Annotated in this window: 15 protein-coding genes; 7 read left to right on the forward strand and 8 right to left on the reverse strand. The window is 67.2% G+C overall.

Annotated elements, in window-relative coordinates; genetic code table 11:
* Position 1: 1 nt before the first annotated feature.
* Together ACZY1G_RS23205 and ACZY1G_RS23210 are read left to right on the forward strand one after the other, a co-directional pair.
* A complete protein-coding gene (locus tag ACZY1G_RS23205) occupies positions 2-850 on the forward strand; it encodes a sulfite exporter TauE/SafE family protein (protein WP_463817431.1) in 849 nt (282 codons plus the stop codon).
* Positions 851-888: 38 nt separating this feature from the next.
* Entirely contained in the window at positions 889-1164 is a 276-nt protein-coding gene (locus tag ACZY1G_RS23210) for a metal-sensitive transcriptional regulator (protein WP_463817433.1), read from the forward strand.
* 14 nt (positions 1165-1178) lie between these two features.
* Here ACZY1G_RS23210 and ACZY1G_RS23215 read toward each other — a convergent pair whose 3' ends face one another.
* The 6 genes from ACZY1G_RS23215 to ACZY1G_RS23240 form a co-directional block, all read right to left on the reverse strand.
* Positions 1179-2225, reverse strand: coding sequence for a sulfate/molybdate ABC transporter ATP-binding protein (locus tag ACZY1G_RS23215; protein ID WP_463817434.1), 1047 nt, complete (start codon positions 2223-2225; stop codon positions 1179-1181).
* A gap of 31 nt (positions 2226-2256) precedes the next feature.
* Complete coding sequence (gene cysW, locus ACZY1G_RS23220) at positions 2257-3069, reverse strand: sulfate ABC transporter permease subunit CysW (RefSeq protein ID WP_463823732.1); 813 nt, start codon at positions 3067-3069, stop codon at positions 2257-2259.
* Positions 3066-3914, reverse strand: coding sequence for a sulfate ABC transporter permease subunit CysT (gene cysT / locus ACZY1G_RS23225; RefSeq protein ID WP_463817436.1), 849 nt, complete (start codon positions 3912-3914; stop codon positions 3066-3068). The genes cysW and cysT overlap by 4 nt, the downstream gene beginning before the upstream one ends.
* Positions 3911-4939, reverse strand: a complete 1029-nt coding sequence (locus ACZY1G_RS23230; RefSeq protein WP_463817437.1) for a sulfate ABC transporter substrate-binding protein — start codon at positions 4937-4939, stop codon at positions 3911-3913. The genes cysT and ACZY1G_RS23230 overlap by 4 nt, the downstream gene beginning before the upstream one ends.
* Before the next feature lie 126 nt (positions 4940-5065).
* Complete coding sequence (locus ACZY1G_RS23235) at positions 5066-5158, reverse strand: Ms4533A family Cys-rich leader peptide (protein WP_370464399.1); 93 nt, start codon at positions 5156-5158, stop codon at positions 5066-5068.
* A gap of 120 nt (positions 5159-5278) precedes the next feature.
* Positions 5279-5494, reverse strand: coding sequence for a hypothetical protein (locus ACZY1G_RS23240; protein WP_463817438.1), 216 nt, complete (start codon positions 5492-5494; stop codon positions 5279-5281).
* Between the two features lie 133 nt (positions 5495-5627).
* On the opposite strand from ACZY1G_RS23240, the gene ACZY1G_RS23245 reads away from it, so the two are divergent.
* Positions 5628-7613 carry a glycoside hydrolase family 15 protein gene (locus ACZY1G_RS23245; RefSeq protein WP_463817766.1) on the forward strand — a complete coding sequence of 662 codons (1986 nt, stop codon included), beginning with the start codon at positions 5628-5630 and terminating at the stop codon, positions 7611-7613.
* Positions 7614-7688: 75 nt separating this feature from the next.
* A complete protein-coding gene (locus ACZY1G_RS23250; RefSeq protein ID WP_463817439.1) occupies positions 7689-7952 on the forward strand; it encodes an ANTAR domain-containing protein in 264 nt (87 codons plus the stop codon).
* A gap of 6 nt (positions 7953-7958) precedes the next feature.
* On the opposite strand, the gene ACZY1G_RS23255 is transcribed toward ACZY1G_RS23250, so the two are convergent.
* Positions 7959-8849: a LysR family transcriptional regulator gene (locus ACZY1G_RS23255; protein ID WP_463817441.1), complete on the reverse strand. Its 891-nt coding sequence runs from the start codon at positions 8847-8849 to the stop codon at positions 7959-7961.
* A gap of 102 nt (positions 8850-8951) precedes the next feature.
* Between ACZY1G_RS23255 and ACZY1G_RS23260 the strand changes: the two genes are divergently transcribed.
* The 3 genes from ACZY1G_RS23260 to ACZY1G_RS23270 all read left to right on the forward strand — a co-directional run bounded on the left by ACZY1G_RS23260 (position 8952) and on the right by ACZY1G_RS23270 (position 12043).
* Positions 8952-9692 (forward strand): SDR family oxidoreductase, encoded by a 741-nt coding sequence (locus tag ACZY1G_RS23260; RefSeq protein ID WP_463817442.1) that lies wholly within the window; start codon positions 8952-8954, stop codon positions 9690-9692.
* Between the two features lie 14 nt (positions 9693-9706).
* Entirely contained in the window at positions 9707-10444 is a 738-nt protein-coding gene (locus ACZY1G_RS23265; RefSeq protein WP_463823733.1) for an SDR family oxidoreductase, read from the forward strand.
* 99 nt (positions 10445-10543) lie between these two features.
* Positions 10544-12043, forward strand: coding sequence for an APC family permease (locus ACZY1G_RS23270; RefSeq protein ID WP_463817444.1), 1500 nt, complete (start codon positions 10544-10546; stop codon positions 12041-12043).
* On the opposite strand, the gene ACZY1G_RS23275 is transcribed toward ACZY1G_RS23270, so the two are convergent.
* A complete protein-coding gene (locus ACZY1G_RS23275) occupies positions 12040-12738 on the reverse strand; it encodes a sensor domain-containing protein (protein ID WP_463817445.1) in 699 nt (232 codons plus the stop codon). The two genes, ACZY1G_RS23270 and ACZY1G_RS23275, sit on opposite strands and share 4 nt — an antisense overlap.
* Positions 12739-12740 lie beyond the last annotated feature (2 nt).

The following is a 12740-nucleotide window of genomic DNA, read 5'->3' on the forward strand; positions in this document are numbered from 1 at the left end:
CATGATCGCGCTGACCGTCGTCCTCGCCCTGGGGGTCGGGCTGTCGCTCGGCCTTCTGGGCGGTGGCGGTTCGATCCTGACGGTCCCGCTACTCGCCTACGTGGCAGGCCTCGACGCCGCCGACGCGATCGCGACGTCACTGGTGGTGGTCGGCGTGACCAGCGCCGTCGGCGCGATATCGCACGCGCGCGCCGGACACGTGCGGTGGCGGACGGGACTGGTGTTCGGCGCGGCCGGAATGGCGGGTGCCTACGCCGGCGGCTGGGTCAGCCAGTTCCTTCCCGGCTCGCTGCTGCTGGTCGGCCTGGCCGCGGTGATGATCACCGCGGCGATCGCGATGCTGCGCGGCCGCTCCGCCGAGACGGTGGACTCCCCCACCGGCCGACCGAGCGCTCTGCTGCTGCAGGGCGCGGCCGTCGGCCTCGTCACCGGCCTGGTGGGCGCGGGCGGCGGATTCCTGGTGGTGCCCGCGCTCGCCCTGCTGGGCGGCCTGCCGATGCCCACCGCGATCGGCACCTCGCTGGTGGTGATCGTCATGAACTCATTCGCCGGTCTGGCTGGCCATCTGTCGACAACGACGATCGACTGGGGGTTGGCGGCAGCGGTGACCGGGGCCGCGGTGGTCGGAGGCCTGGCCGGAGCCAGGCTCACCACACTGGCCAGCGTCGAGGTCCTGCGCACCGGCTTCGGCTGGTTCATCCTGATGATGGCCTCGCTGATCCTGGCCCAGGAGATCCATCCGCTCGTCGGCGTCCTGACGGCGGCACTCACGGTTCTGACGGGCGCGATGTACGCATCCTGCCGGCTGGGATACTTCTGCCCGATCCGAGCGTTATACCCCCGTGGGTAAGATCGTCGGCAACCCCCGAACCCCCGGAAGGAACCGTCATGGTCGGTGACGAAGAAGCCATCGGCGCTGTCTTGAACAGACTCCGTCGTGCGCAAGGCCAACTGGCCGGCGTGATCTCGATGATCGAGCAGGGCCGGGAGTGCAAGGACGTCGTGACCCAGCTCGCCGCGGTGTCTCGGGCACTCGACCGCGCCGGTTTCAAGATCGTCGCGACCGGCCTTCGGGAGTGCATCACCGAAGGCAAAGCGTCCGACGGCGGTTCGCGCGAGATGAGTGTCGAGGAGCTGGAGAAGCTCTTCCTGGCTTTGGCCTGACGAAAGGGCCTGACCTACGAGATCTGCGCGACCTCGGCAACCGCGGCCTCTGTCGTCGCCGCCTCGGGCAGCTGCGGCACCCGGGTGGCCCGGACGAAGACGGTGTCACCGGCCTTGAGCCCCAGCGCCTCAGCATCGCCGCGCGTGATCTGCGCGGTGAACGGCGTGTGCGTAGCGGCGTTGGTGAGTTCCACCCGCACCTCGAAACCGAGCATCACGATGCGATCGATGACCGCCTTGGTGACGCCGGTGGACAGCACGGAATCGTCCGTGCTGGCGATCGCCATGTCCGAATTGCGGCCCACGCGGATGTCGTGCGGGCGCACCAGCGCCCCGTTGAGCGTGGACACCGCACCGAGGAAACCCATCACGAACGCGTTGGCGGGCCGATCGTAAACGTCTGTGGGCGAACCCACCTGCTCGATGCGGCCCTTGTTGAGCACCGCGATCCGGTCAGCGACGTCAAGCGCTTCCTGTTGATCGTGAGTGACCAGGACCGTCGTGACGTGAACCTCGTCGTGCAGGCGTCGTAGCCAGGCGCGAAGGTCCTCGCGCACCTTCGCATCGAGCGCGCCGAACGGCTCGTCGAGCAGCAACACCTGCGGGTCCACGGCGAGCGCGCGAGCCAGCGCCATGCGCTGACGCTGACCGCCGGAGAGCTGGTTCGGGTAGCGGGTCTGGAATCCGGCGAGCCCGACCACCTCGAGGAGATTGTCGACCTTGTCCTTGATCTCAGACTTCGGCCGCTTGCGGATCTTGAGTCCGAACGCGACGTTCTCCCGCACCGTCAGGTGTTTGAAGGCCGCGTAGTGCTGGAACACGAACCCGATGCCACGCTTCTGCGGCGGCACGTCGGTGACGTCACGACCGTGGATCGTGATGGTGCCCGTGTCCGGTTCGTCCAGTCCGGCGATCGCGCGCAGCAGCGTCGACTTACCCGATCCGCTGGGCCCCAGCAGCGCCGTCAACGACCCGGCGGGAACGACGAAGTCGATGTTGTCGAGCGCGGCGAAATCGCCGTAACGCTTGTTGGCGCCGGAGACGGTGATCGCGTGGGTCATGAGGGTGTGACTCCCGGGTCGTGGTCGATGTTCATTGTGCGGCCTTGGCCCGGCGGGCGTCGAGGATCACCTGCGCGACCAGGACGAGGACGGCGACGCTCATCAACAACGTGGCGATCGCGTAGGCGCCGTACTCGGCGCCGCGGTTGTAACGGTCGGCGACCAGGAGCGTCAGCGTCTGCGATTGGCCAGGCAGGTTCGACGACACCATGATCACCGCGCCGAACTCGCCCAGGGTGCGGGCGATGGTCAGCACGATCCCGTAGGTCAGGCCCCAGCGGATCGACGGCAGCGTGATGCGCCAGAACGTCTGCCACCACTGCGCGCCGAGCGTCGCCGAGGCCTCCTCCTGGTCGGTGCCGATTTCGTGCAGGACCGGCTCGACCTCGCGGATGACGAACGGGACGGTGACGAAGACGCTGGCCAGCACGATGCCGGGGAAGCTGAAGATGATCTTCAGCCCGAAGTCGTTCTCGACGAAGCCGAACAGCCCCGCCGATCCCCAGAGCAGGATCAGCGCGACACCCACCACCACCGGCGAGACCGCGAACGGCAGGTCGATGACGGCCTGCAGAACGCTCTTGCCGCGGAAGCGGTTACGCGCCAACACCAACGCGGTCGGTACTCCGAACAACACGTTCAGAGGCACCACGATCGCGACCACCAGCAGGGACAGCTGCAGCGCCGAGATCGCCGCAGGGGTGCCGATCGAGGCGAAGAACTCGCCGATCCCCGGGGAGAAGGTGCGCCACAGGATCAGCCCGACCGGCACCAAGACGAGGATCGCGACGTAGCCGATGGCCACCCATCGCAGCAGCAGCTTCACCGCCGGGGACAGGATCACGGTGCGAGCTCCTCCCGTTTGGCCGCCCGAGCACCGAGGGCCCGCAACACGAACAGCACCAAGAACGAGATCACCAGCAGCACGATAGAAATAGCCGCGGCACCGACCTTGTCGTCGTTCTCGATGAGAGTGCGGATCCACTGCGAGGACACTTCGGTCTCTCCGGGAACGGCCCCGCCGATCAGCACCACAGAGCCGAACTCTCCGATCGCCCGCGAGAACGCCAGACCGGCGCCTGACAGCAGCGAGGGCAGCAGCGCCGGCAGGATGACCTTGAGGAAGATCACGCGGTTGGTGGCGCCCAGCGACGCAGCCGCCTCCTCCACCTCACGGTCGAGTTCGAGCAGCACCGGCTGCACCGACCGCACCACGAACGGCAGCGTGACGAACAGCAGCGCGATCCCCACACCCCATTTGGTGTGCTGCAGGTGCAGCCCGACCGGGCTGTTCGGCCCGTAGAGCGCGAGCATCACGAGGCTGGCCACGATCGTGGGCAGGGCGAACGGCAAATCGATCACGGCGTCGACGAGTCGCTTGCCCGGGAAGTCGTCGCGGGTGAGCACCCACGCGACGATCAGCCCGAACACCGCGTTGATCAGCGTCACTCCCACCGAGATGGTCAACGTCACCTTGAACGACTCGATCGCCGCGTTGGAGGTGATGGCCAACCAGAACGCGTGCCATCCCCCCGTCGCGGACTGCCAGACGATCGCCGCGAGCGGGAGCAGCACGATGACCGACAACCACAGCGTCGCGGCGCCCACGCGCAGCGACGTACTGCCGTGCCGGTTACGCCCCCGCGGGGGCGCACTCGGTGCTGCGGGCTCGACGGCGATCGACGTCATCCCGTCGCCTGCTTGTAGATCTTGGTGATCGAGCCGTTGTCCTTGTCGAACAGCGCCGGGTCCACGTCACCCCACCCGCCGAGATCGGCGATCGTCCACAACTTCTGCGGCGTCGGGAAATCGCCTGCGAACTGCTCGGCGACCGCAGGGTCGACCGGCCGGAAACCGGCCTCGGCCCACAGCTTCTGCCCCTCGGGGGTGTAGAGGAAGTTCTTCAGGGCGTTGGCCTGCTGCTGGTGCTGCGACGACGTCACCACCGCGACGGGATTCTCGATCTTGAAGGTCTGCGGCGGGTTGACGTGCTCGACGGGCTTGCCCTGCCGCTCGACGTTGATCGCCTCGTTCTCGTAGGAGATCAGCACGTCGCCCGTGCCCTGCAGGAAGACATCGGTGGCCTCACGACCCGATCCGGGCCGCGTCTTGACGTGCTCGGTGACCAGCTTGTTGACGAAGTCCAGTCCCGCCTCGGAGTTCTTGCCGCCGTCGCTCTTGGCCGCGTACGGCGCAAGCAGGTTCCACTTGGCCGAACCGGAGCTCAGCGGGCTGGGCGTGACCACCTCGATGCCGGGCTGCAACAGGTCGTCCCAGTCCCTGATGTTCTTGGGGTTGCCCTTGCGCACCACGAGCGACACGACCGAACCGAACGGGATGCCCTTGGTGGCGCCGGCACTCCAGTCGTCGGCCACCTTCTTGGCTTTCACCAGACGGGTCACGTCGGGCTCGACCGAGAAGTTCACGATGTCTGCCGGCTTACCGTCGACGACGGCGCGGGACTGGTCGCCCGAGGCGCCGTAGGAGGTCGTCACCGCCACACCCTTGCCCTCGGGGGTGGCCGCGAACGCGGGGATGATCTTGCTCCACCCGGGTTCGGGCACCGCGTAGGCCACCAGCGTCAACGTCGTGTCGGCGGCGGCTCCGCCGCCTTCGCCGGCGACATCGCTGGAGCCGCCACCACCGCATGCCGCGACGAGTGACGTGGTGAGGGCCAGCGCTGCTACCGCGCGCCAGCGGTTGTGGAGTTTCATGAGCGACCTTTCCGGGTTTCTACGAACGTCGAGCGGAATCCGGTCACGCGGAAGGTGGGGGCTGACCGTGCACGAACGGCACGAGACACGGTTGCCGAACACCTGACCGCCGAACGGGGTGAGGAGTCAGCAACAACAACAAACGTCAGCGACGGCCGAGAAACCCACGGCAATGAGGGCCACGATGTGACCCCCGTTGACGCCGCTCGCCGTCTGCATGGCGCGAAGAATAACACCACCCTGTGTCAGTTGGTGGTCAGCGAGTCAGTAACCACATCAGGATCACCAGCACGATGAGCGCGATCAGCGCAAGCGTCACCCGCGACCGCGGCATACCACTCACCGGCCTTCCTCGACGTCGCCCGTCGGGTCTGCCCGCGGGCGGCGCAGGTGGGCCTGCAGTTTGGTCCCGCCGTCGACCACCATGTCGAGCACGACGGCCGCCCCGTATGCCAGCGCCAGCACCACAGGCATCACCACCACGGTCTGCAGGACGAACGGCAGCCCGGTGAGCCACAGTTCGACGCCGTCCCACCACCCGAGGAATCCGCCCACCGATCCAGACTATGCGTACCGGGTTCGCATCGGTCCCTCGCGCTGCACTCCGGCGTTTGAGTAGACGCCAGGGCGCCGGGCAGTCGATGATGAGCAAATGGTTTCCCAGCCCAGCGAGGCCGTGTCCGACTCCATGGCGAGCGCCGTGAGCGCCAACGGAGAGTCGTCAGCGTTCGCCCTGGCCACCGCCCCGGCGTACGCCAGCTCGGCTCCGCTGCGCAACCCCTTCCCGCCGATCGCGGACTACGCGTTCCTGTCCGACTGCGAGAACACCTGCCTGATCTCCTCGGCGGGGTCGGTGGAATGGCTGTGCGTCCCGCGGCCGGACTCGCCGAGCGTGTTCGGCGCGATCCTCGACCGCGGCGCGGGCCACTTCAGGTTGGGGCCCTATGGGGTGTCTGTTCCCGCCGCCCGCCGCTACCTGCCGGGCAGCCTGATCCTGGAGACTACCTGGCAGACCCACACCGGCTGGCTGATCGTGCGTGACGCGCTGGTCATGGGTCCGTGGCACGACCTCGAACGACGGTCGCGCACCCACCGCCGCACCCCGATGGACTGGGATGCCGAGCACATCCTGCTGCGCACGGTGCGCTGCGTGAGCGGGACCGTCGAGCTGGTGATGAACTGCGAGCCGTCGTTCGACTATCACCGCACCAGCGCCAGCTGGGAGTACTCGGCACAGGCGTACGGGGAGGCGATCGCACGGGCGACGAAGAACCCGGACTCCCACCCCACGCTGCGGCTGACCACCAACCTGCGAATCGGGCTGGAAGGCCGTGAGGCGCGCGCCAGGACCCGGCTCAAAGAGGGAGACAAGGTCTTCGTCGCGCTGAGCTGGTCGGGCCATCCCGCGCCACAGACGTTCGACGAGGCCGCCGACAAGATGTGGCAGACCAGCGAGTGTTGGCGGCAGTGGATCAACGTCGGCGACTTCCCGGATCATCCGTGGCGGTCGTATCTGCAGCGCAGTGCGCTCACCTTGAAGGGGCTGACCTACTCCCCCACCGGCGCGCTGCTCGCCGCACCCACCACCTCGTTGCCGGAAACGCCCCAGGGAGAACGCAACTGGGACTACCGCTACGCGTGGGTGCGCGATTCAACATTCGCTCTGTGGGGTCTCTACACGTTGGGCCTGGACCGTGAGGCAGACGACTTCTTCGCGTTCATCGCCGATGTGTCGGGCGCCAACAACGGCCAGCGCCATCCGCTGCAGGTGATGTACGGGGTGGGCGGGGAACGCAGCCTCGTAGAAGAGGAACTCAACCACCTCTCCGGGTACGACAACGCCCGCCCGGTGCGCATCGGCAACGGCGCCTTCGACCAGATGCAGCACGACATCTGGGGCACGATGCTGGACTCGGTGTACCTGCACACCAAGTCCCGCGAGCAGATCCCCGAAACACTGTGGCCGGTCCTCAAAGAGCAGGTCGAGGAAGCGATCAAGCACTGGCGCGAGCCCGATCGCGGCATCTGGGAGGTGCGCGGCGAGCCGCAGCACTTCACCTCCAGCAAGATCATGTGCTGGGTGGCGCTCGACCGCGGGTCGAAACTCGCCGAACTGGAAGGCGAGAAGTCCTACGCACAGCAGTGGCGAGCCATCGCCGAGGAGATCAAGGACGACATCCTCGCGCACGGGGTCGACTCCCGAGGCGTGCTCACCCAGCGCTACGGCGACGACGCGCTCGACGCCTCGCTGCTGCTCGCGGTGCTGACCCGCTTCCTGCCGCCGGAGGATCCGCGGATCCGCGCCACCGTGCTGGCCATCGCCGAGGAGCTGACCGAGGACGGGTTGGTGCTGCGCTACCGCGTCGAGGAGACCGACGACGGTCTGGCCGGCGAAGAAGGCACGTTCACGATCTGTTCGTTTTGGCTGGTGTCGGCGCTGGTGGAGATCGGTGAGATCCATCAGGCCCGGCACCTGTGCGAGCGTCTGCTGTCGTTCGCCAGCCCGCTGCACCTCTACGCCGAGGAGATCGAACCGCGCACCGGCAGGCATCTCGGGAACTTCCCCCAGGCGTTCACCCACCTGGCTCTGATCAATGCCGTGGTGCACGTGATCCGCGCCGAGGAGGAAGCCGACAGCTCGGGGGTCTTCCAGCCGGCGAACGGGCCTGTGTAACAAGAGGGTCGCGATTTTGCGTCTGCCTGCGCGCAACGCTTTCCGCGAGACGGCGCGAGGGTTGACCATCGACGGATGAATGTGCGCTCAGACGACACGTCTCGTCAGCTCATCGACATAGCCGTGGGCATCTTGATCGGCGTACGGGGCTACTCCCGACCGGAAGCGTTCGACGAGCTGGTTCGCGTGGTCCGCGAAACCGGCATCGGATTGGGAAGTGCCGCTGCCGGATTGGTCGCAGTCGCCACCGGGGCGTCGACGGCCGAGCACGCCGAAGCGTTCGCTGCGTGGGGCGACGCGGTCGGGCGGGAACGGCGGGCGCTGAGCGCCGTCAGCTGAGCGCGCTCAGCTGACAAGCGACGTTCTCGCCGCAGCGAGGAAGTCGGCGACCAGCGGGTTCGTCTCACCGATCCGCGTCGCGACCACCACGCTGCTCACGGGGAAACCCTCGAGGGGGACCGTGGCCAGGTCCGGGCGGACCGAGCTACGGCGGTCGCCCACGGGAAGGACCGCGACGGCCTGGCCGCTTGCGACGAGTTCCATTCTGTCCTCGAAGCTTTCGACGACGGGACCGGCGGACACAGGCCCCGGGTCTGCTCGCTGGTAGGTCTCGACCGGGAAGACCGCTCGGGTTCCGCCGTGCGAGCAGATGATCGTCTCGCCCTTCGCGAAGTCATCCAACGACACGGACGTCCGGTGGGCCAGCTCGTGATCGGCGGGCAGGACCAGCATGCGCGGCTCCTCGTAGAGGACCGACACACGGACGTCGTCGGTCGGGATGAACAGCGGCGCCCGGGCGACGAGCACGTCGACCTGGCCGTCGGTGAACACGCCCTGTTCGTGGCATTCCAGGTGTCGGGTCACGATGTCGGCCTGCGGATGCGCTCGGCGCAGTTCGCGGACGGCGGGTGTGACGACGAGATCCTCGACGTAGCCGATGACGATCGTGCCCGAGGGCGCATGGGCACGCGCGGTGCGCGCCGCCTGGCGGGCCGCGTGCAGGAGGGCCTGCGCCTCGGGGAGGAACGCCGTACCCGCCTCGGTCAGCGTCGCGCCCTGCGGTGTGCGGTCGAGCAGGCGGACACCGAGGCGGTGCTCCAGGCGCTGGATCTGCCTGCTCAGGGACGGCTGCCCCACATGGAGTTCGTCGGCAGCGCGGCTGAAATTCGAATGCTTGGCGACCGCGGTGAAATACCGGACCAGCCGCAGTTCCAGATCGACGCCGAGATCGTTCACCCGCCGTCCAACCCGACGCCGATCGCGAGTATTCCGTTTCGGTATGGCGGGGTACCGAACAGGCCTTGGACAGCTGCCGCCGTGCGTCGAAGACTCGATGCCATGAGCAGATACGACGGCAAGAGCGTGGTGATCACCGGCGGAAGCAGCGGCCTGGGACTGGCCACCGCACGTCATCTGATCGACAACGGTGCCCGGGTGATGGTGACGGGGCGGAATCGGGACACGCTCGACGATGCCGCCCGCCAGCTCGGCGAGCGTGCGATCGCAGTGCAGAGCGACGCGGGCTCGCTCGCGGCGATCGATGATCTGGCCACTCGCGTCCGACGCGAATTCGGCACCCTCGACGCGTTGATCGTCAATGCGGGCATCGGCAGCTTCGACCCGTTCTTCGCGGTCACGGAGCAGACCTTCGACGACGTCTTCGCGATCAACACCAAGGGGCCGTTCTTCACGGTGCAGAAGCTCGCTCCGATGCTGACCGAGGGCAGCGGCGTGGTGCTGACGACCTCGATCGCGAATCAGACCGGCTGGGATGCTCTGAGCGTCTATTCGGCGAGCAAGGCGGCGTTGCGATCGATGGCCCGGACTCTCAGTAAGGAGTTGCTGCCGAGGGGAATTCGTGTCAACGCGATCAGCCCCGGCTCGATCGACACCGGCAAGCTCGAGAAGGAGGCACCGGAGAAGGCCGCGCAACTCAAGGCCGAGTTCCAGGCCAGCAGTCCGATGCAACGGTGGGGGCATCCCGACGAATTCGCCCCTGCGATGGCGTTTCTGGCCTTCGACGCGACCTATGTCGCAGGAATAGAGCTCGTCGTCGACGGGGGCGAATCACAACTATGAGCGGAGACGCGAACATGACTGTCTACGATGGGAAAAGGGTGGTCGTCACCGGCGGAACGAGCGGAATCGGGCTGGCCACCGCCAGACTCCTGCTCGACGGCGGCGCACGCGTGCTGGTGACGGGTCGAACCCCCTCCTCGCTGGAATCCGCGCGTGCGACACTGGGCCAGGGCGCCGTCGTCGTCGAAAGCGATGCCGTGTCCGGGATCGATGCGCTCGTGGAGCGGGTGAGGACCGAGTTCGGCAGCGTCGACCTGCTGGTCCTCAATGCGGGCGGCACCGATACCGCGATGGTCGCCGACACCGGAGAAGCGATGTACGACAGGCTTTTCGAACTCAATGCCAAAGCGCCGTTCTTCACGTTGCAGAAATTCCTTCCTCTGCTACCGGCGGGCAGCTCCGTAGTGCTCACGACGTCGGTGAGCAACACCAAGGGGATTGCGACGACCAGCGTCTACTCGGCGACCAAGGCGGCATTGCGTTCCATGACACGGACATTCGCCCGCGAACTCCTCGACAGCGGCGTGCGGGTCAACGCGGTGTCCCCCGGTCCGATCGACACCGGCATCCTCGAACGCACGATGTCGGCGGAGGCCGCCCGCGAGTTCCTCGAACAGATCAAGCCCACGAATCCGATGGGCAGATTCGGCGAACCCGAGGAAGTAGCCAAGGCGATCATCTTCCTCGGATTCGATGCCACCTACACCACCGGCACCGAGTTCCTGGTCGACGGCGGCGCATCAGATCTGTGATCACGGCCCCGTCGCAATCGTGCTGATCGCAACTCTCCGGAGCCGGGCCCAGGAGGCGTTACTGTCCGTCGACCTGTTGCCCGGCCTCGAGGACGAACCATGGCGAATCGGATTGACGACGTCGGTGATGCACGCACCGCCACTGACACGGGAAACCCCCCATCCCACCGGCGATTACGGGGCACCCTCGGCGTGTGGGGCATCGTTTTCGTCGTGGTGGCGGCGGCATCCCCGCTGGGCGTCATCGGCGGTCCGGTGCCGCTGGGTATCGCCAGCGGCAACGGGACGGGCTTTCCGGCGATCTTCATCGTCAGTACCGTTCTGGTGCTGCTGTTCGCGGTGGGTTTCACTGCGCTGACCCCGCATGTGCCCAATGCCGGTGCGTTCTACTCCTACATCGGCAAGGGCCTCGGTCGGGTCACCGGCTTCGGATTCGCCTTCGTCGCGCTGATCTCCTACCTCGCCCTCGAGATCGGCGTCTACGGTCTGATCGGCCAGGGTGCACAGGCGCTGTTCTCGTCCTACGGCGCACCCGACATCCACTGGGGTGTCTGGGCCTTGGTCACCCTGCTCGTCGTGACGGTGCTGGGGCATCGCAACATCGATCTGTCCCGCAACGTCCTGGGCGTCCTGTTGATCGCCGAGGTTGCCATCGTCCTCGTGTTGGACGCCGTCGTCGCGTTCACCGGAGGCCATGAAGGACTGTCGACCGGATTCCTGTCGCCGTCCGAGATCACCTCCGGCGCACCGGGAATAGCGCTGCTATTCGCGTTCTTGAGCTTCATCGGTTTCGAGGCCACCGCGGTGTTCCGCGACGAGGCGCGCGACCCCCTACGGACCATCCCCCGTGCCACTTTCGTCGCGCTGCTGCTGATCGGGGTGTTCTACACGGTGTCGACGTGGGCGTTGATCACGGCGTGGGGTGACAGCAGGGTGGTCGAGCAGGCAGCCGCCGATCCGTCGGGCCTGCTCCCAGGAGCCACCGAGGAGTATCTCGGTTCGGCTGGTCTGCACATCGTGCAGGTGCTGTTCGTCACCAGCCTGTTCGCCTGCATCCTGTCGTTCCACAATGTGGTGGCGCGCTACGTCTTCACCCTGTCGAACCGCAATGTGTTCCCGGGTGCGCTCGGCGAAGCCCACCCGCGCCACGCGTCCCCGCATCTGGCGTCGGGGATCGACGGCATCGTGGTGCTGCTGTTCGTGATCGCCGGCATCGCGTTGGGCCTCGATCCGGTGACCCAGTTCTACACGTGGCTCGCCGGTATCTCGACCGTCGGCATCATCATCCTGTTGATCGCCACCAGCGCAGCGGTTCTCGCGTTCTTCACCCGCCGGCGGCGCACCGGCGCCTCAGATGTCTCGGTGTGGCGGGCCTTCGTCGCGCCGGGCATCGGCCTCGTCGGCCTGATCGCGGTCCTGCTGCTCGTGTTCCAGAACCTGCCGACCCTGGTCGGCGGCTCGACACCGGTCGCGATCGGTGTCGTGGCGCTGCTCGTCGCGGCGTTCGCAGGCGGCGCCACGATCGCGGTGAGACGTCCGAACGTCACCCTCGATGTCAGCCAATCACCAAGCACGACAGCATCATCGGGAACCCACTAGCCCGCGTTGGCGACCATCGCCGTTGCGATGTCGGCCGCCTCGCCGTCGATGCGGTAGCCGCAGGCCCACGCCTCGACCGTCGCGTTCGACACCACGGACAGGGCATGCTGGCACTGCCAGCCCGCAGCGCCGGACTGCTCGGTCGTCTGGGTGAGCAGAGGCGCGCCGCCCTCGGTCACGTCGACGTCGACGGCACCGAGCGCCCAGCTGTAGTCGCCGTTGTTGGTGCCGATCGACTGATTCGCGCACCCCTGCCATGTCTGCGACGACGACTCGAAGAATGCCTGCGCGTCGCGTGCCGCCGGGTAGCGCACCGCGGTCTGCTCGACCCAGTGCTGGTTGTCGTCGTCCGGTTCTCGGGCGACCCTGTCACGTACCGCCGTCCAGCCCGAACCGGCATAGACGGGCTCCTCAGCTGCGTAGACGGCGCCGAGGCAGTCGACGTCGGACACACTGTCGGAGTGGTCGGTCATCTCGTCGACATCGCCGGCGACCTGCATCTGGGTGCTACCCATAATCCCGTTGACCTCACCGATGCTGAGCAGGAGCCGGTCCAGCGCGGCGTCGTCGAGCACGGGTACTTCGCGGCCCGCCCCGCTGGCCCGCACGGCTGCACCGTCGACCGTGCTGACGCACCCGGCCAGCACAGTCGATGCGGCGAGCAGCACACCGCTCACCCACGGCACAGATTTCACCG

The organism is Mycobacterium sp. IDUB_5 (assembly GCF_055419565.1).